Annotated in this window: 19 protein-coding genes and 1 pseudogene; 14 read left to right on the top strand and 6 right to left on the bottom strand. The window is 43.6% G+C overall.

Annotation, left to right across the window (positions count from 1 at the left end):
- Window positions 1–135: 135 nt before the first annotated feature.
- Window positions 136–372 (top strand): hypothetical protein, encoded by a 237-nt coding sequence (locus ABR397_RS06670; RefSeq protein WP_350305024.1) that lies wholly within the window; start codon window positions 136–138, stop codon window positions 370–372.
- Between the two features lie 133 nt (window positions 373–505).
- Window positions 506–1432 carry a DNA replication terminus site-binding protein gene (gene tus / locus ABR397_RS06665; RefSeq protein ID WP_350305023.1) on the top strand — a complete coding sequence of 309 codons (927 nt, stop codon included), beginning with the start codon at window positions 506–508 and terminating at the stop codon, window positions 1430–1432.
- A 136-nt stretch (window positions 1433–1568) separates the two neighbouring features.
- Here the strand turns inward: tus and ABR397_RS06660 are convergent, their stop codons facing one another.
- From ABR397_RS06660 to fumC, 3 genes and pseudogenes are all read right to left on the bottom strand, one after another.
- Complete coding sequence (locus tag ABR397_RS06660; protein WP_350305028.1) at window positions 1569–1709, bottom strand: hypothetical protein; 141 nt, start codon at window positions 1707–1709, stop codon at window positions 1569–1571.
- Between the two features lie 59 nt (window positions 1710–1768).
- Window positions 1769–1825, bottom strand: a pseudogene (locus ABR397_RS06655) (hypothetical protein); the annotation flags it as partial.
- 248 nt (window positions 1826–2073) lie between these two features.
- The gene (fumC, locus tag ABR397_RS06650) at window positions 2074–3468 is read right to left on the bottom strand and encodes a class II fumarate hydratase (RefSeq protein ID WP_350305022.1); all 1395 of its coding nucleotides are present in this window, start codon (window positions 3466–3468) and stop codon (window positions 2074–2076) included.
- A 179-nt stretch (window positions 3469–3647) separates the two neighbouring features.
- Here fumC and manA point away from each other — a divergent pair, with 179 nt between their 5' ends.
- The 5 genes from manA to ABR397_RS06625 all read left to right on the top strand — a co-directional run bounded on the left by manA (window position 3648) and on the right by ABR397_RS06625 (window position 8609).
- Entirely contained in the window at window positions 3648–4823 is a 1176-nt protein-coding gene (manA, locus tag ABR397_RS06645; RefSeq protein ID WP_350305021.1) for a mannose-6-phosphate isomerase, read from the top strand.
- 136 nt (window positions 4824–4959) lie between these two features.
- Window positions 4960–6510 carry a YdgA family protein gene (locus ABR397_RS06640; RefSeq protein ID WP_350305020.1) on the top strand — a complete coding sequence of 517 codons (1551 nt, stop codon included), beginning with the start codon at window positions 4960–4962 and terminating at the stop codon, window positions 6508–6510.
- A 77-nt stretch (window positions 6511–6587) separates the two neighbouring features.
- On the top strand, window positions 6588–7589 hold the full coding sequence (add, locus tag ABR397_RS06635) for an adenosine deaminase (RefSeq protein WP_350305019.1): 1002 nt from the start codon (window positions 6588–6590) through the stop codon (window positions 7587–7589).
- A gap of 129 nt (window positions 7590–7718) precedes the next feature.
- Window positions 7719–8120, top strand: a complete 402-nt coding sequence (locus ABR397_RS06630; protein ID WP_350305018.1) for a hypothetical protein — start codon at window positions 7719–7721, stop codon at window positions 8118–8120.
- Window positions 8121–8339: 219 nt separating this feature from the next.
- The gene (locus ABR397_RS06625) at window positions 8340–8609 is read left to right on the top strand and encodes a CCDC90 family protein (protein ID WP_350305017.1); all 270 of its coding nucleotides are present in this window, start codon (window positions 8340–8342) and stop codon (window positions 8607–8609) included.
- A 21-nt stretch (window positions 8610–8630) separates the two neighbouring features.
- On the opposite strand, the gene ABR397_RS06620 is transcribed toward ABR397_RS06625, so the two are convergent.
- The 3 genes from ABR397_RS06620 to ABR397_RS06610 form a co-directional block, all read right to left on the bottom strand.
- Complete coding sequence (locus tag ABR397_RS06620; RefSeq protein ID WP_350305016.1) at window positions 8631–9608, bottom strand: bile acid:sodium symporter family protein; 978 nt, start codon at window positions 9606–9608, stop codon at window positions 8631–8633.
- A 105-nt stretch (window positions 9609–9713) separates the two neighbouring features.
- Window positions 9714–10361 (bottom strand): Qnr family pentapeptide repeat protein, encoded by a 648-nt coding sequence (locus ABR397_RS06615; protein ID WP_350305015.1) that lies wholly within the window; start codon window positions 10359–10361, stop codon window positions 9714–9716.
- Window positions 10358–11395 (bottom strand): oxidoreductase, encoded by a 1038-nt coding sequence (locus ABR397_RS06610; protein WP_350305014.1) that lies wholly within the window; start codon window positions 11393–11395, stop codon window positions 10358–10360. Before ABR397_RS06610 ends, ABR397_RS06615 begins: the two co-directional genes overlap by 4 nt.
- A 164-nt stretch (window positions 11396–11559) precedes the next feature.
- Between ABR397_RS06610 and ABR397_RS06605 the strand changes: the two genes are divergently transcribed.
- The 7 genes from ABR397_RS06605 (at window position 11560) to ABR397_RS06575 (ending at window position 17838) form a co-directional block, all read left to right on the top strand.
- Window positions 11560–12000 (top strand): DUF2569 domain-containing protein, encoded by a 441-nt coding sequence (locus ABR397_RS06605; RefSeq protein ID WP_350305013.1) that lies wholly within the window; start codon window positions 11560–11562, stop codon window positions 11998–12000.
- A gap of 106 nt (window positions 12001–12106) precedes the next feature.
- Window positions 12107–12688, top strand: coding sequence for an electron transport complex subunit RsxA (gene rsxA, locus ABR397_RS06600; RefSeq protein ID WP_088374295.1), 582 nt, complete (start codon window positions 12107–12109; stop codon window positions 12686–12688).
- Window positions 12688–13320 carry an electron transport complex subunit RsxB gene (gene rsxB / locus ABR397_RS06595; RefSeq protein WP_350305012.1) on the top strand — a complete coding sequence of 211 codons (633 nt, stop codon included), beginning with the start codon at window positions 12688–12690 and terminating at the stop codon, window positions 13318–13320. Before rsxA ends, rsxB begins: the two co-directional genes overlap by 1 nt.
- A complete protein-coding gene (gene rsxC, locus ABR397_RS06590) occupies window positions 13313–15412 on the top strand; it encodes an electron transport complex subunit RsxC (RefSeq protein ID WP_350305011.1) in 2100 nt (699 codons plus the stop codon). The genes rsxB and rsxC overlap by 8 nt, the downstream gene beginning before the upstream one ends.
- A gap of 12 nt (window positions 15413–15424) precedes the next feature.
- Window positions 15425–16504, top strand: coding sequence for an electron transport complex subunit RsxD (gene rsxD / locus ABR397_RS06585; RefSeq protein WP_350305010.1), 1080 nt, complete (start codon window positions 15425–15427; stop codon window positions 16502–16504).
- Between the two features lie 9 nt (window positions 16505–16513).
- The gene (rsxG, locus tag ABR397_RS06580; RefSeq protein WP_350305009.1) at window positions 16514–17143 is read left to right on the top strand and encodes an electron transport complex subunit RsxG; all 630 of its coding nucleotides are present in this window, start codon (window positions 16514–16516) and stop codon (window positions 17141–17143) included.
- Complete coding sequence (locus ABR397_RS06575; RefSeq protein WP_350305008.1) at window positions 17140–17838, top strand: electron transport complex subunit E; 699 nt, start codon at window positions 17140–17142, stop codon at window positions 17836–17838. The genes rsxG and ABR397_RS06575 overlap by 4 nt, the downstream gene beginning before the upstream one ends.

The raw sequence follows: 17838 nt of genomic DNA, 5'->3' as shown, positions 1-17838 counted from the left end.
GAGCCTACGTTCAGAGTCAGTCAACGCCAGATTGATCTTTAAAGCCCTGCGGGCTTTTCGCCTTATATCCCCGCCCGCACTGGGCGAGGGTTTACGGCGTTTTTCGCTAAAGATGTTCGTGTTATGGGGTTCGGCATGAACGACTGGAAGTCAGTAGAAGTCGATGGTAAGCAATTCACAATTTATACTGGCATACTTGAACTTCCATCTGTTTCTATTTCAACCGACAAAGCTAACGAGCTGTATGAAAAAATACATGCCATGCGCAACCAGAGTTGGACTTATGAGAATAATGTTCCTTGTTACGTTGAGCATCAATCACAAAGGATCGCGGAGAAAAACGGCATCAACCTAGTTCTGCCGCCGAAATAATTCTAATGCTCCCGCTGGTCCTTGTCGTAAATCGCTAGCTTCTTTTAGTGTGGAAAAATACGACTGTGAAGCTTGAAGTTTGTGTTTTTTGTTTTATACTTAAAAGTATGTTGTAACTAATTTTGTTATTCGTATGAGTAAATACTTATCAATTGAAGATTTGAATAGTTGTTTTCAAAAGCAAGAGAATAAATTGAGACAACTGCATGAACTCCTTCATAGCTATTCTTTATTGGCCGCTCATGTGTTTGTTCTGCCTGATGTCACAAAAGGCAACGAACATGATCCAATAACAGAAATAACCGTTAATGAAATTTCAGGCAATGAAGCATTGGATTTAGGTTTAAGACATTATCAAAGGCTATTTATACATCACAATAATCAAAATATTAGCAGTAAAGCGGCTGTTCGCTTGCCGGGTGTATTATGTTTTTCTGTGAATCAACAGCAATACCATTCTGCTTTAAATCTGATTGAGGAGATTAATAAGTTAAAAGTAGAACTTGAACACATCGTCACAGTGCAATCAGGTGTGAATAAAGAACAACGGTTTGAGTTTGTTCATAATCAGTTACATGGGTTGATTACACTAAACGCTTACAGAACAATCACTCCCCTTCTCAATCCTGATTCAGTGCGTTTTGGTTGGGCAAATAAAAACATCATCAATAAAGTCACAAAAGATCAAATTTTGGCGCGTTTGGAGAAAAGCTACAATTCAGGGCGTGCTGTTTCCCCCTATTCCCGTGAGCAATGGGCAGAATTTGTTGCCAAAGAAATTACCGATATAAAAGAATTATCTGATGATGTGATTTTAAAAATAAAACGTCCGGTGAAAGTACAACCTATTGCACGGGTCTGGTATGCAGAGCAGCAAAAGCAAGTACAATATGCCAGCCCTCTTCCATTAATTGCGTTTTATGTTAACTACGGCGGAAACCTGCCAAAGATCGGCGAATTGCCTGATTATGATGTCAATACAATAGTGCATCGCTATAAACCCAAAGCTAAACCATTGGAGTTAGTTATTCCAAGACTGCATCTGTATCGTGAGATTTAGTGCATGACTGTTGATAGCCACTTCCCAAATGCTGGCTGCACTGAAAAAAACCTGATTATCAAAATTGGTGAGAATGTCCATACATTTCTGATTCAGCTTCGTTGGCGCGATGGATGCCCAAATTATAACGTGAGTATCAAGCAGATAAGCCATCATCTTCACTTCCTTCGAACAAACTGGTAATCATCTCATCCTCGCTATCGAAATCCGCAGGACAAGAAAATTGTCCAGCAAGAAAGCCCAGTTTGCGTTTAGGCTCTTCTTCCCTGTAAGGCATGACTTGGCTATAACTTTACCGTTACGCGCAATAAGGAATGGCTCCCCGGTTGTTGCCACACTGTTTAACAATTTGGACAGATGTGTCTTAGCTTCGTAGATATTGATTTTTTCCATCAGCAAGGCCTCATTTTTAAACCTAAAGTCATTATTTACAGTTCTCAGACCTAGTCAAGTTAACCAGATCAACAGAATGTCTATCATAGAAGTGACAATTGACTAAATGCTGGATACAGAAAGTGGCGCACTGGATATCATCAATATCATAGGCAGAATTAACATGGAGTTATATCGTGCTCCTATACCGGCTCATACGGAAATGAAAACCGGAACACAAGGCTCCGGTTCAAATAGCTAAACAGAGATTACTTCAAGCTGCCAACCATATCTTCAGGACGAACCCACTCATCAAACTCAGCTTCTGTCAGATAACCCAATTTCATTGCAGATTGTTTCAAAGTCAGCCCTTCTTTATGCGCTTTCTTGGCAATTTCTGCGGCTTTGTCATAACCGATATGAGTATTCAGCGCCGTGACCAGCATCAGCGATTCATTTAGCAACTGCGTAATACGATCGCGATTAGGCTCAATACCTACAGCGCAATGCTCATTGAAGCTGCGCATACCATCAGCCAGCAGGCGAACAGATTGCAGGAAATTATCAATAACCATCGGACGGAACACGTTCAGTTCAAAGTTGCCAGACGCACCACCAATATTGATAGCAACATCATTACCCATTACCTGGGCGCAAAGCATCGTCACCGCTTCACACTGCGTCGGGTTAACTTTACCTGGCATGATTGAACTGCCTGGTTCGTTTTCAGGAATTGAAATTTCACCGATGCCACAGCGAGGGCCGGAAGCCAACCAGCGAACATCGTTGGCAATTTTCATCAGGGATGCAGCCAAGCCTTTCAATGCGCCGTGAGCATGAACCAAAGCATCACAGGTAGCCAGTGCTTCAAATTTATTTGGTGCGGTAACAAATGGATGACTGGTCAATTCGGCCAGCTTTTTAGCAACACGCACAGCATATTCAGGATGGGTATTCAGACCGGTACCGACAGCCGTTCCGCCCAATGCCAGTTCACAAACATGTGGAATACTGTCTTCGATGTGTTTCAGGTTATGCGTCAGCATTGCCACCCAACCCGAAATTTCCTGACCAAGGGTCAATGGCGTCGCATCTTGCAAGTGAGTACGGCCAATTTTGACAATATCCTTGTAAGCTTCAGCTTTATCAGCCAATGTTTTTTGTAATACTTTCAGCTCAGGGATAAGGTGCTCACGCAGTGCAATAACAGCGGCAACATGCATTGCTGTTGGGAAAACGTCGTTCGAACTCTGGCTCTTATTCACATCATCATTAGGATGGATAAGACGTTCACCGCCCCGCACCCCGCCGAGGATTTCGCTACCACGGTTCGCCAACACTTCGTTCATGTTCATGTTACTTTGTGTTCCGGAACCGGTCTGCCAGATAGCAAGAGGAAATTCTGTCGGATGTTTACCTTCCAGCACTTCTTTCGCGGCAGCGATAATTGCGTCGCCACGTTCTTTCGCCAGAAGGCCCAAATCCATATTCACACTGGCCGCAGCCTGTTTGGTCAACGCAAGAGCATGGATCAATGCAGCAGGCATTTTCTCCTGCGAAATACGGAAATGCTCCAGTGAACGTTGAGTTTGCGCTCCCCATAATTGGTCAGCAGGTACTTCGATAGGCCCCATTGAGTCTTTTTCAATGCGAGTGGCTGCCATTATTACTATCTCCTTAACACACAGAATAATCGAATATGCATAACCAGCCTTTGCAGATAAACTGATTGGCATTCCACTATCATGCCATATATTAGTTCCTGATTATGCCGACCAAGTCGTGTTTATTGTATTGTGGCCTGAAGGAAATAGATTGATTTTTTAAAAAGAGAGCAACGACCATGTTGAAAATGATAAATCAAATCCAACACTATTCATGGGGGAGTAAAACCGCCCTGACTCATATTTATGGTGTTGAAAATCCAGATGATCTGCCAATGGCTGAACAATGGATGGGCGCCCATCCTAAAAGCAGTTCGATTGTGGTAGATCGCGAAACTGGAAAACCAGTTGCTTTAAATGAATTAATAGCCAGTGATCCGGAAAAATATCTGGGGAAAAAGGTTTCGGACAGATTTCACCGTTTGCCGTTTTTATTTAAAGTGTTGTGCGCAGCTCAACCTCTATCTATTCAGGTTCATCCTGATAAAGCATCCGCCGAAGAAGGTTTTACCAAAGAGAATAGCGCAGGTATTCCACTGGACTCACCTGAAAGAAATTACAAAGATGATAACCATAAGCCCGAATTGGTTTATGCCCTGACGCCTTTTCGGGCCATGAATGGGTTCCGTCCATTAAACGAAATTGCACAATTATTGGAAGTTGTTACCGCCGCGCATCCCAAAATTCAGTTCTTTATTCAGAAACCAGATGAACAGAATCTTGCATTTTTATTTTCCCAATTACTCCATATGAGAGGCAAACAAAAACAGCTGGCGCTGGGTGTATTAAAATCAGCATTGAACAGCCGTATTGGCGAACCTTGGGATACCATTAAAAAAATGACGGAGTTTTATCCTGACGACAATGGCCTGTTTACCCCACTTTTACTCAATGTTATTGAACTTGAACCCGGCCAGGCGATGTTTTTATGCGCCCGTACGCCTCACGCTTATCTGGAAGGTGTCGCTCTTGAGGTTATGGCAAATTCAGATAATGTCCTGCGGGCGGGTTTGACCAATAAACATATGGATATTCCTGAGTTAATGGCAAACCTTGATTTTGTATCAAAACCAATAAACACATTATTAACCCTGCCCAAAAAGCAAAAAACAGTGCAAAACTTCCCTGTTCCTGTCAATGATTTCGCATTTTCTGTTTATTCTTTATCAAAACAGCCAATTATTCTTGAAAATGATTCAGCATCGATTGTTTTTTGTATTGAAGGTCAAACAGTTATACAATCTGGAGAACACCAATTAAGCATTTTCCCAGGTGAGTCAGTATTTATCTCTGCGGCAGAAAAGGCTGTGATTATTCACGGTAATGGTTTTACCGCCCGGGTTTTTAATCAATAATGCGGATCTGGGTTTAAAGCTTAATTCATAGGCTGTTAAACGCGACGTAAATTCCAAGCGGTATTAACGGCCATTTTTATACGAAGAGAGTGCATATTTACCTGCTAAATATGCACTAAGAGGATAGATTTAGATTATGAAAAAATCGTTAGTGGCAGTAGGCGTTATTGTTGCCTTGGGTGCAGCCTGGACTGGGGCTTCATGGTATACAGGTAAACAAATCGAACAACGTATCGGCCAATCAGTTTCCCGCGCAAATGCTGAATTGGAAAAAGCATTCCCTGAAACGGGTCTGGTACTACAGAGTAAAGATTTCCATCGTGGAATGTTCAGTTCTGATGTACGACTTGTCCTGACGGTTAAAGATGGCGTTAAAAACGCAGAAATCAAGCTAGGTGAAGAGATTTCAATTAAGTCTGTGATTGATCACGGTCCTTTCCCGCTGACACAAGTGAAGAAATTCACACTTATTCCTAGCCTAGCTTCCGTTCATTCTGAACTGGAAAATAACGAAGCGCTAAAACCATTATTCGAAGTGACTAAGGGAAAATCCCTGTTCACTGCTGATTCCCGTGTTAGTTATAGCGGTTCTGTTATTTCCGATGTGGATATCATCCCCGTCGATTTTGAACAAAATGGGGCTAAATTCAATTTTTCCGGCGCCAAACTGACTTCAGATCTCAGCCGTGATCTGAAAGAGGTATCACTGGCAATAAAGAGTGACCAATTGACCATCAATAAAAACAATGAAAATTTCGTTGTTAAAGGGATTAATTTGGACCTGTCCAACAAAAAAGGCAAATTTGATATCTATGTTGGCGATCAAAACATCAACATTCAGGAAATCAGCCTGAAAGGGATCGGCAATGAAGATATAGTTCTTTCCGGTGTTAAGATAAATTCAAACATCGGTGAAGACGAAACTAATCTGAAAGGGAAAGTCACTTATAGCTTAGATAGCCTCAAACTGAAAAATACCGATTTCGGCTCAGGGAAATTTGCTATTACCGCGGATCGTCTGGATGGTGAATCTGTCCGTAAATTCACCCAAGCATACAATGATGCCACAGCTAAATCCCTTGCATCTGATGATCTCTCTTCCGATGCGGCAAACACGGCCATCATTGACGCCGTTTTTTCTAACTTTCCTATTCTGCTGAAAAACAATCCACAATTTGGTATCGAACCCCTGACCTGGAAAAATGCTAAAGGTGAAAGCAGCATCAGTTACAAAGTAAGCCTGAAAAACTTACCAAAAGATAAAAGCAATCTGTCTGCAATGAAAACCGAAGACGCTATCCGCACTTTAATTCAGGATATGTCTTTGAATGTCACCTTACCCAAACCCATGCTGACTGAGTTCGCAACCCAGGCAAAGATGATGAATGGTACGGATAAAGCGAAAGCTGAGAATGATGCGGCAAAACAGATAGAACAGTTTGAACAATTCGGCCAACTGTTTAAAATCACCACTGTTGATAAAGATGCCATCAGCATTAAGTTTAACTATGCAGACGGTAATGTAGAAATGAACGGTAAGAAAATGCCCTTACATCAGTTCATGTCTGAATACAATTTAGCCGACCCTTCTGACGATGAAGCAACGCCAGAACAAATAATGCCAGAAAGTGACACTCACAACAGTAAAAAGGTACAAATAGAAGGTACTGTGAAGCCTGCGCAATAAAACGGCCATAAACATTTTTGGTAAATTGCCAGTCAACCAATTTGACTGGCTTTTTTATATAAAAAAGGACCCGGAATATGATTGATATACAGCTCCCGCTAACAGATTTACACCGCCATCTTGACGGAAATATTCGTCCAGCGACCATTTTAGATCTCGCCCGCCAGCATAATATCCAACTTCCGGCTAATAATCTGGAATCACTCCTTCCGCACGTACAAATTATTAGCAATGAACCCGATCTCGTCAGCTTTTTGCAAAAACTGGATTGGGGAGTGGCGGTACTAGCTGATTTGGATGCCTGTCGTCGTGTCGCCATCGAGAATGTTGAAGATGCTGTCAATGCCGGGTTGGATTATGCTGAGTTACGTTTCTCTCCTTATTACATGGCAATGAAGCATCAATTGCCGGTTGAAGGCGTTGTTGAAGCCGTTATCGATGGTATCCATTCCGCCCGTCAAAATAACGATATCGATATTCGTCTTATCGGTATTCTGAGCAGAACGTTTGGTGAACAAGCCTGTACTCAGGAACTGGCCGGCCTGCTGACTCACCACCAGCATATTACTGCATTGGATCTAGCGGGTGATGAATTAGGTTTCCCCGGACATCTTTTCCGGTCTCATTTTACCAAAGCCCGTGATGCCGGCTGGCAAATAACCGTCCATGCCGGCGAAGCAGCTGGCGCTGAAAGTATTTGGCAGGCTATTCGTGAATTAGGTGCGACTCGTATTGGTCATGGTGTAAAAGCGATTACTGATCCGGCTCTGATGGATTATTTGGTTGAAAACCGTATCGGTATTGAATCTTGTTTGACATCTAACCTTCAAACAAGCACTGTTAATTCTTTATTGAACCACCCACTGAAACAATTCTTGGAAAAAGGTATTCTGGCTTCTATTAATACGGATGATCCAGCCGTTGAAGGTATTGAGATCCGCCATGAATATGAAGTAGCTGCACCTGCCGCGGGCTTATCTGCCGTTCAAATCCGTCAAGCTCAAATTAATGGGCTGGAAACCGCTTTTATCAGTGATGCAGAAAAACAGGTATTACGAGTGAAAGCAGCAAGTCGTTAAATTTAAACTTCTTTCTCAGGAGTGGGAAACCCATTCCTGATTATATTTTTCACTTGAAATATAATCATTCTAAGCTACAGGCCCAGGTGATTGCTATATGTGGTTTTTAAATATGACAGGTTCGAAATTATGAAAAATCTATTTGTTATTATGATATTCCTCTCCGCAATAGCCGGATGTTCCGATAAAAACAATCGAAATAGGCTAATGCAAACGAAAGAAGGGTTAAAATTTGAATTTTTATCCGGTGATAAATTTATCTTAACTCAAGCGTGTACAGATCAAATTGATTATTTAGGATCACATAATGGAATGAATGATGAGTTATCAGTCGTAGTGAAAAAAGATAAACCCTGTTTTCCTCGATTTAATGCTCTAATCACTAAAAACATTGGAACCCAAATGACAGTATCATTCAACGGTATTCCTATGTACACAACAACTATTCAAACCTCTTTACCTCCTTCGTTTAGAATGGGGGCCAATGATAAAAAACAAGCCATTAGTATTGTGAACACATTAAAAAATTAGATAGGTTGCCCTAAGTAGTTTTCAAAATAGCCCTGTCATATCAACACAGATTTGTCTAGGTTTAACTCAGCAATACTCTCTAAATGCACACCCTACCTGCCTTCTCTTCACAGGGTGATGGTAAACCCATTTACTGTCGTGTTGCATTTGTGCCCTTATGGTCTTATTCTTACTTTAAACGTAATCAATCAACTGTCTTATGTTTTAGAGGATGAGAGAATGACTTCACTTACAATGAGCACACTTACAGCAGTTAAAGCACTCAAAGCATCGGGTTTTAACGATGAGCAGTCTGAAAAAATCGTTGAAATTATTGCAGAACTACAAAACACAAGTGCCGCCACCAAAGCAGATCTGACAGCTGCTACCGAAAGCATTAAAACCGATATTAATACCATAAAAACAGATTTAGATTGGATGAAGAAATTGATATTAGCCGTTGGCATTGCGGTTGTCATCGCGGCATTGAAATATATCTTCATCGGTTAAAGATGGCGAGAGTATACATATCTATTTCCGCCTTAACCTCCGGGCATAACGTTGCGCTAATACCGCACACACCATCAACTGAATCTGATGAAAAATCATTAACGGCAACAACATCACGCCAACCGTCGCAGCCGGGAACAAAACATTCGCCATCGGCACACCATTAGCCAAGCTCTTTTTCGAACCACAAAAGACAATGGTAATTTCGTCTTCTTTATTAAAACCTAACCAACGAGCAAGATAAGTATTAATAACCAACACAACCGCCAGCAAAATACAGCAAACCACCCCAATCATCAGGAGTGAATAACCATCAATCTTACGCCAGATACCTTCTACCACCGCCTCACTGAAAGCCACATAAACCACTAAAAGAATTGATGACCGGTCCGTCATATTAACCAGTTTTTTATGTTTCTCTACCCAATGGGCAATCAATGGCCGTGACAAATGCCCAACAATAAAGGGAACCATCAATTGAAGCACAATGGATTTTATTGCTTCTAATGTATCAGAGCTGCCTTCATCCTGTGTATGGATCATCAACCCAACTAATATTGGCGATAAAAACACCCCCAAAATACTGGATGCCGAAGCACTGCAAATAGCCGCAGCAACATTACCACCCGCAACAGAAGTAAAAGCAATAGCGGATTGAACCGTGGCTGGTAATGCACAAAGGTAAAGAAATCCCCAATAAACTGTCGAGGTCATGATCTCAGGAACCAGCAGATTCAACCCTAATCCTATAATCGGGAATAAGACAAAGGTGCTGAGAAAGACCACTAAATGAAGCCGCCAATGCCCCATGCCGGCAATAATAGCTTGTCGGGATAATTTAGCCCCATGCATAAAGAACAGCAAAGCAATAGCAGCTGTCGTTAGCCGTTGGAACCAGACTTTAATTTCCCCCTCACAAGGCAAGAATGTCGCAATAACAACTACCGTCACTAATATCATCAAAAAAGGATCTATTTTTAACTTTTGCCACCAAGTCATTAGTTATTTTCCTTGCTTTGCAAACAGTTAGCCTGGCAAACCAAGCTAACTAATAAGAATTTAATAGCTGAACATAAACAGATTCTTAAGAAATTCTGTAGGCGCTTATTCCATCACCACGATACCAAGCCGTTCCATCAACTCCGACGCTTGATAGGTATCGATTTTCACCCCCTCCAGATCGATGCTACGGATGTCGAGTTCACCCAGCATTGAGTTAGTTAGATTACAATGTGTGAAATTTGCTGTACGCCAATCAAAAGCGGCAAACTCACCACCAGAAAGATCTGAGCCACTGAAATTCGCACCAAGAATATTCGCCCCATTCCAACGGTTTTCCCATAACTCACACTTCTCAAGAATGACCTTAGAAAAGTTGGCATAGCTCAAGTTACTTTTGGTTATGTACGCACTACAAAACCAGACACGAGAGCTGATCATATTCATAAAACGGGTCCCACTAAAGTCTGAACCTTGAGCTCTACATTCCCTGATCTCTATACCAAATGCGTTAGCATTCCCGAAATTAGCCATCGACAGATCACAGCTTTTAAAGCTGGCATCCTTTAGCACAGCATAGCTGAAGTTACACCCCATCTGACGTTCCTGGTCATAAAACTGGCAACCGATAAACTGTGTTTCGCTCAGATCGGCCCTTGAAAAATCACAATTAAGGAATTTACCGTTTTCAATTACCTCTCCGGTAAACTGGTTACGTCCAATCTTCTCATCACACAATATTAACGTTTTCATATAATGACTGTTCGTTGTTGTTTTGCAGACTCGGTACCGGCTTCAATTAATTTCATGATTTGAATGGCTTCACTTGCCGTTACCGGATTGGGTTTATCTATCGTAATTGCATCACGGATAGCAGCATAATAGGCAGAATAATTACCGGGCAATGTCGGAATATATTCAGTCACTAATTCATCTTTGCGTGACAACGTCACAATTCCATCACGAATATCATATCCCCAATCGGCATGTGGCTGCCTTTCACCGACTTTCAATCGTTCTTCCTGAGGATCAAGGCCATATTTTACATAGCTGCCTTCCATACCATGCAGCGTATAAACCGCAGACTCAGCCGCCGCTAGTGTTGTTGCATGTAGAACCACTTTAATATCCGGGTAATTCAGCAAGACATGAAAATAATCCACCGCTTCGGCTTGTGGACGGATTATCCCCAAATCAGCAGTAATGGATTGTGGTTTACCAAACAGTTGAACCGCCTGATCAAGTAAATGAGGACCTAAATCATACCAAATACCGCTTCCCTCTCCTGCCGCTTCACGCCATCTTTGACGTACAACCGGACGATAGCGATCAAAATGGGATTCAAAATATCTCAATTTTCCCAATCGATTTTCTTTAATCAGAGATTTTATTGTCAGAAAACCGGAATCCCAACGGCGGTTATGAAATACAGAAAGTAATAATCCCGCCTGTTCTGCTTGTTGCTTTAAAGATTCGGCCTGTTCAACCGTAATGGTAAAGGGTTTATCCACCACAACATGTTTACCGGCTGCCAGCGCCTGCTGTGCCAAAGGGTAATGAGTGTCATTAGGCGTAGGAATAACTATCAAATCAATTTCAGGATCATTGAAAAGATCCTCAGGGTGGGATACGACCGCAATATTTGGCCAGTCTGATTTCACTTTTTCAGCGTTACTACTGGAAACGGCAACTAATCTAACACCGGCAGTCCCGGCAATTAATGGTGCATGGAAGGTTTTGCTGGCGTAACCATAACCCACCAACCCAACCTTTAACAGATCACTCATAACAGGCCCCAAACTTATTATCCATATGCTGCAATTCAACATCAGTAAAAAATATCATCGGTGATTACCCTTACGCAAATTATCTCTGAACCAATCTATCTATTCACTAACCAGGCAGAATCGCCTACTATTTCTTTTTCACATAGCTTGAATGAGAATAGCTCATGTATAAAACTAATGATTACCACAGAATTAATGGCTGGATTCTGGCCCCGACGGCTTATCTGATCATGACCTTTCTCAGTGCCAGTGTCATGCTCGCTTTATATATTATGACTTTTTTCAGTCAGAACCTTTCGTTGAGTAGCGGGAATAATCACTTTACTTTAATGTGGTTTCTTTCTGTTGCCATTACGGCGGTAATGTGGTGTTTCACCCTATGGGTATTGAAATTGCTTTTTCACCGGTCAAAAAGATTTCCGCAAGTCTTTATTATCTGGCTGATTGTGACCATATTAATCGCATTAAAAACGTTCACCTTCTCCCCCATTCCTGATCAAATTGCGCTACGGGCATTAGCATGGCCACTATTAGCCGCCGCTATTTTTGTCCCCTACATTAAGCGTTCTTACCGGGTCAAAATGACTTTCACACAAGATCGATAACCGCAATTTTCTTCGATTGTTATCATAGCAATAGATTGCCCCACAGTAAGGTGCGGGCATTTTTATAATTTTATAAAAAGTAAACGACTTTATTTCAGGCACAGCAATGACTGACTACTTTCTTTTATTTGTCGGAACCGTATTGGTTAACAATTTCGTTCTGGTGAAATTTCTCGGCTTATGTCCTTTCATGGGCGTATCTAAAAAGCTGGAAACCGCCATCGGAATGGGATTTGCGACCACATTCGTTATGACATTGGCTTCAGTATGTTCATGGCTGGTAAATACCTTTATTTTACTGCCACTGGACTTAATCTATCTGCGTACCCTGAGTTTCATTCTTGTCATTGCCGTTGTGGTGCAATTCACAGAACTCGTTGTACGTAAAACCAGCCCGATGCTATACCGGTTACTGGGTATTTTCCTGCCGTTGATTACAACTAACTGTGCTGTGCTGGGTGTGGCGCTGCTGAATATCAATCAATCACACGATTTTCTACAATCCGCTATCTATGGATTTGGTGCTGCCGCCGGTTTCTCTCTGGTGATGGTACTGTTTGCCGCTATTCGTGAACGCCTGGCTGTTGCCGATGTCCCCGCCCCTTTCAAAGGTTCATCTATCGGTCTGATTACCGCAGGATTAATGTCCCTAGCTTTTATGGGTTTTAGTGGTTTGGTGAAATTCTGATGATATCGTTATGGATTGCTATTGGCGCGCTAAGTGCACTAGGGTTGATTTTTGGGTTAATCCTGGGTTTTGCTGCCCGTCGTTTTCAAGTGGAAGAAGATCCTATCGTTGAAAACATTGATGATATTTTGCCTCAAAGCCAGTGTGGACAATGTGGTTATCCTGGCTGCCGCCCTTATGCCGAAGCGGTGGCGAATAATGGTGAGATGATTAATAAATGCGCGCCTGGCGGCGAACAAGTCATGCTGAAAATGTCAGAACTGCTTGGCGTCGATCCACAACCACTGGATGGTGATGAAAGCATAAAAAACCCTGTCCGCAAAGTCGCATTTGTTGATGAAGAGAATTGTATTGGCTGCACTAAATGTATTCAGGCGTGTCCTGTAGACGCTATCGTCGGTGCAACCCGTGCCATGCATACCGTTGTTGAAGATTTATGTACCGGATGCGACCTGTGCGTTGCGCCTTGCCCGACTGACTGTATTACGATGATCCCTGTAGCAACAACGACTGCGAACTGGAAGTGGGATTTAAAAACCATTCCGGTAAAAAATATCACGGTTCAGCCATCCCAGGCAGCTTCCGTTAACAGTATCCCGGTTAGAAACATTGAGGTTGAACACCATGCTTAATTTGTTCAATTTACTCAACAAAAACAAAATCTGGGATTTTGAAGGTGGTATTCACCCACCTGAAATGAAGCTGCAATCCAGCCAGACACCATTGCGCATTGCACCACTGCCGGACGAGTTAATCATCCCGTTGCAACAACATTTGGGTACCGAAGGCGAATTGCTGGTTAAAACCGGTGATAAAGTACTGAAAGGCCAGCCTCTGACGTTTGGCGCTGGCCGTACCGTACCGGTTCATGCATCAACTTCCGGCACTATCATTGCCATTGAACCCTGCATAACCGCGCATCCATCCGGGTTAAAAGAGTTGTGTGTGCGTCTGCTCCCTGATGGTGCAGATCAATGGTGTAAACGCATTCAGACACCTGATTATCAATCACTTGACACAGATACAATCCTTAACCGCATCCATCAGGCAGGGATCGCCGGTTTAGGTGGCGCTGGCTTTCCTACTGCCGCCAAACTGCAAAGTAGCCGGCATGGTATTAAGACGTTGATCATCAATGCCGCAGAATGCGAACCTTATATTACCGCTGATGACCGCCTGATGCAGGAACATGCGGACGAACTCATTGAAGGCATTGGTATTCTGGAACATCTGCTTAAACCGGAGCAGATCCTGATGGGTATCGAAGATAATAAACCCGAAGCAATAAAAGCAGTTAAAACCGCTCTAAACGGCGATAAATCTATTATCGTCCGGGTTATTCCGACCAAATACCCTTCCGGTGGCGCGAAACAGCTGACCAAGATTTTGACCGGTAAAGAAGTACCTTCCGGTGGACGTTCCTCTGCTATCGGCGTTCTGATGCAAAACGTCGGGACTGTGGTTGCGATCAAACGAGCCATTATTGACGGCGAACCTTTGATTGAGCGTGTCGTCACCCTTACCGGCGAAGCAGTAGCTTCACCGGGTAACTTCTGGGCGCGACTCGGTACTCCGGTACAATTTCTTCTCCAATTAGCCGGTTTTCAACCACAATCAGAACAGATGGTAATTATGGGTGGCCCTCTGATGGGCTTCACTCTGCCTGACTTGAATGTACCGGTTGTTAAAATCAGTAACTGTATCCTGGCGCCATCACATCAAGAAATGGACTCAAATACAGCGGAAGAGGCCTGTATCCGTTGTGGGTTATGTGTGGAAGCCTGCCCTGCCAATTTATTGCCACAACAACTCTATTGGTTCAGCCGTGGACAAGAGCATGAAAAAGCCAGAGATCACAACCTGTTCGACTGTATTGAATGTGGCGCCTGTGCTTATGTCTGCCCAAGTAATATTCCTCTGGTGCAATATTACCGTCAGGAGAAAGCTGAAATTCGGGCTTTGGATCAGGAAAACCTCCGTTCAGCCGAAGCCAAAATTCGTTTCGAAGCTAAACAGGCTCGTATGGAACGGGAGAAACTGGCCCGTGAAGAACGACATAAAAAAGCCGCTGTCCAGATCGATAATACAGATAAAAGCGCTGTGCAAGCCGCGCTCTCCCGTGTGAAGGAAAAACAAGATGACGCTGGCAAAGTTGTCTCTATAGAACCGGGACAAACGCCAGACAATTCAGCAGTCATCGCTGCACGTCAGGCAAGAAAAGAGCAACTTCGTGCTCGTCAGGCAGAAAAACAGGCTACTGAAAATATCAATACTGTTACACCTGAACCAGCAGGTTCAGAAGATCCTCGCAAAGCCGCATTAGCCGCTGCGATTGCTCGTGCCAAAGCCAAAAAAGCTCAAACACAGCAAGTAACCGACATTCAGGCAGAAGCACCGCCAGCAGAAGAAACTGATCCACGCAAAGCTGCCGTTGCCGCCGCTATCGCGCGTGCCAAAGCCAAAAAAGCTCAAACACAGCAAGTAACTGAAACTCAGGCAGAAACTCCACCAGCAGAAGAAACTGATCCACGCAAAGCTGCCATTGCCGCCGCTATCGCGCGTGCCAAAGCCAAAAAAGCTCAAACACAGCAAGTAACCGACATTCAGGCAGAAGCACCACCAGCAGAAGAAACTGATCCACGCAAAGCTGCCGTTGCCGCCGCTATCGCCAGAGTTAAGGCAAAAAAAGCCGCTCAGGAACAACAGAAAATTTCAACAGAATAGTGATTGTTATCAATGAAATTCAGGCCCGTTCAAACTGACAATAAAAAGCTAAAAGTCGCAAGTTCGCCTTTTACACACAATCAGCAAAGCACCAGCCGCATTATGCTGTGGGTTGTGCTGGCAGCGATACCCGGTATTGCGGTACAAACTTACTTTTTTAGCTACGGTACATTATTCCAGATCCTGCTTGCAGTTATTACTGCCCTGTTGGCGGAATCATTTGCTCTGTCTCTGCGTAAACAGGCGATTATGACGCGTTTGCAGGACAATTCCGCGTTGCTGACAGGCTTACTTTTAGGTATCAGTCTGCCACCACTGGCTCCCTGGTGGCTGATTATATTGGGAACCGCTTTTGCAGTGATCATTGCCAAACACCTGTATGGTGGTCTTGGTCAGAACCCGTTCAACCCGGCAATGGTTGGTTATGTCGTACTGCTGATATCATTCCCTGTGCAAATGACCAGTTGGTTGCCGCCGATGGATTTGATGGCAGCACAAATCACACCGTTGGATAGCCTGATAATGATCTTCACCGGACATACTCCCGATGGAGCAACATTGCAACAGTTACAGCAAGGTTTCGATGGAATAAGCCAGGCAACACCACTGGATAGTTTTAAAACCGGTTTACTGACTCACAATATTGATGATGTTCTGCGTCAGCCAATATTACAAGGATCTCTGGCAGGCATCGGCTGGCAATGGGTCAACATTGCCTATCTTGTTGGCGGGCTTATTATGCTCAACAGAAAGATTATCAGCTGGCAAATTCCTGTGGCATTTATCGTCATGTTAGGTCTATGTTCACTCACAAGCTGGCTGATTGATCCCAGCCGTTATTCCCCACCATTATTACAACTGTTTTCTGGTGCAACCATGCTGGGCGCATTTTTCATTGCAACCGATCCAGTCAGTGCATCCACAACCCCCAGAGGCCGTTTAGTTTTTGGCGCAATGATTGGCTTGCTAGTCTGGGTCATCCGTGTTTATGGTGGTTATCCTGATGCGATAGCATTTGCTGTCTTATTGGCGAATATCACCGTGCCACTGATTGACCATTACACTCAACCCCGCGCTTACGGGCACAAATAAGGAGCCGTTATGTTAGAAACAATGCGACGTCACGGCATCACCCTGGCTATTTTCGCTGCAATCACTACCGGACTGACGGCTGTTGTGAATTCACTGACTAAAAGCACTATCGCAGAACAGGCCGCGTTACAGCACAAATCACTGCTTGATCAAGTTGTTCCACCTGCTTTGTATGACAACGATATGCAAAACGAATGCTATCTGGTCAGTGCTGATGCTTTGGGAAACAAACTACCTCATCGTCTCTATCTGGCCCGCAAAAATGGTCAGCCAGTGGCGGCAGCGTTGGAAAGTACAGCACCAGATGGTTATTCAGGGGCTATTCAATTACTGGTCGGTGCGAATTTCTCAGGAAAAGTATTAGGCGTGCGGGTGACAGAACATCATGAAACTCCTGGCCTGGGCGATAAAATCGAAACCCGGATTTCAGACTGGATCAAGGTATTCTCAGGGAAAACCGTAAAATCAGATAATAACCGCCACTGGGCGGTAAAAAAAGATGGTGGTGAGTTTGATCAATTTACCGGCGCCACTATTACCCCACGCGCTGTGGTAAACTCCGTCAAATGGACCACTCTCTATTTACAAACCGTACCTGAACATCTCTCTTCTCTGGAACCCTGTGGAGAAAAATCATGAGTGACACCAAAAACTTATTTACTCAAGGACTGTGGAAAAATAACTCCGCTTTAGTACAGCTGCTGGGATTATGTCCACTGCTGGCGGTGTCTTCCACTGCAACCAATGCGCTTGGTTTAGGGCTGGCAACCACACTGGTTCTGGTCTGTACCAACATTGCTGTTTCCAGCCTGCGTCGTTGGGTTCCCAATGAAATCCGCATCCCGATTTATGTCATGATAATCGCTTCGGTTGTCAGTACCGTACAAATGCTGATTAACGCCTACGCTTTTGGCCTGTATGAATCACTGGGGATTTTCATTCCGCTGATTGTCACTAACTGTATTGTTATTGGTCGCGCTGAAGCCTATGCTGCCAAAAATCCGATCATGCCATCTGCCATTGATGGTTTAGCCATGGGGTTAGGCGCCACTTTTGCGCTGTTTGTTCTCGGTGCGATGCGAGAAATTCTCGGCAATGGAACTCTGTTTGATGGCGCTGATCTGCTGCTGGGCAATTGGGCTAAAGTGTTACGGATAGAAATTGTTCATATGGATTCCCCTTTTCTGTTGGCTATCCTGCCACCGGGCGCTTTTATTGGCTTGGGGTTAATGCTGGCAGCGAAATACCTGATTGATGAAAAAATGAAAACCAGAGCAATAAAAGCAAAGAGCAATACAGTAGCAATGTCACCAGGACCAGAGAGCTCCATTTAA

Origin of the sequence: Photorhabdus viridis (assembly GCF_040256935.1) — a bacterium.
GTDB lineage: Bacteria > Pseudomonadota > Gammaproteobacteria > Enterobacterales > Enterobacteriaceae > Photorhabdus > Photorhabdus viridis.
Note: the sequence above shows the minus strand (reverse complement) of the source record. Positions and strands in the feature narration are given on the sequence as shown.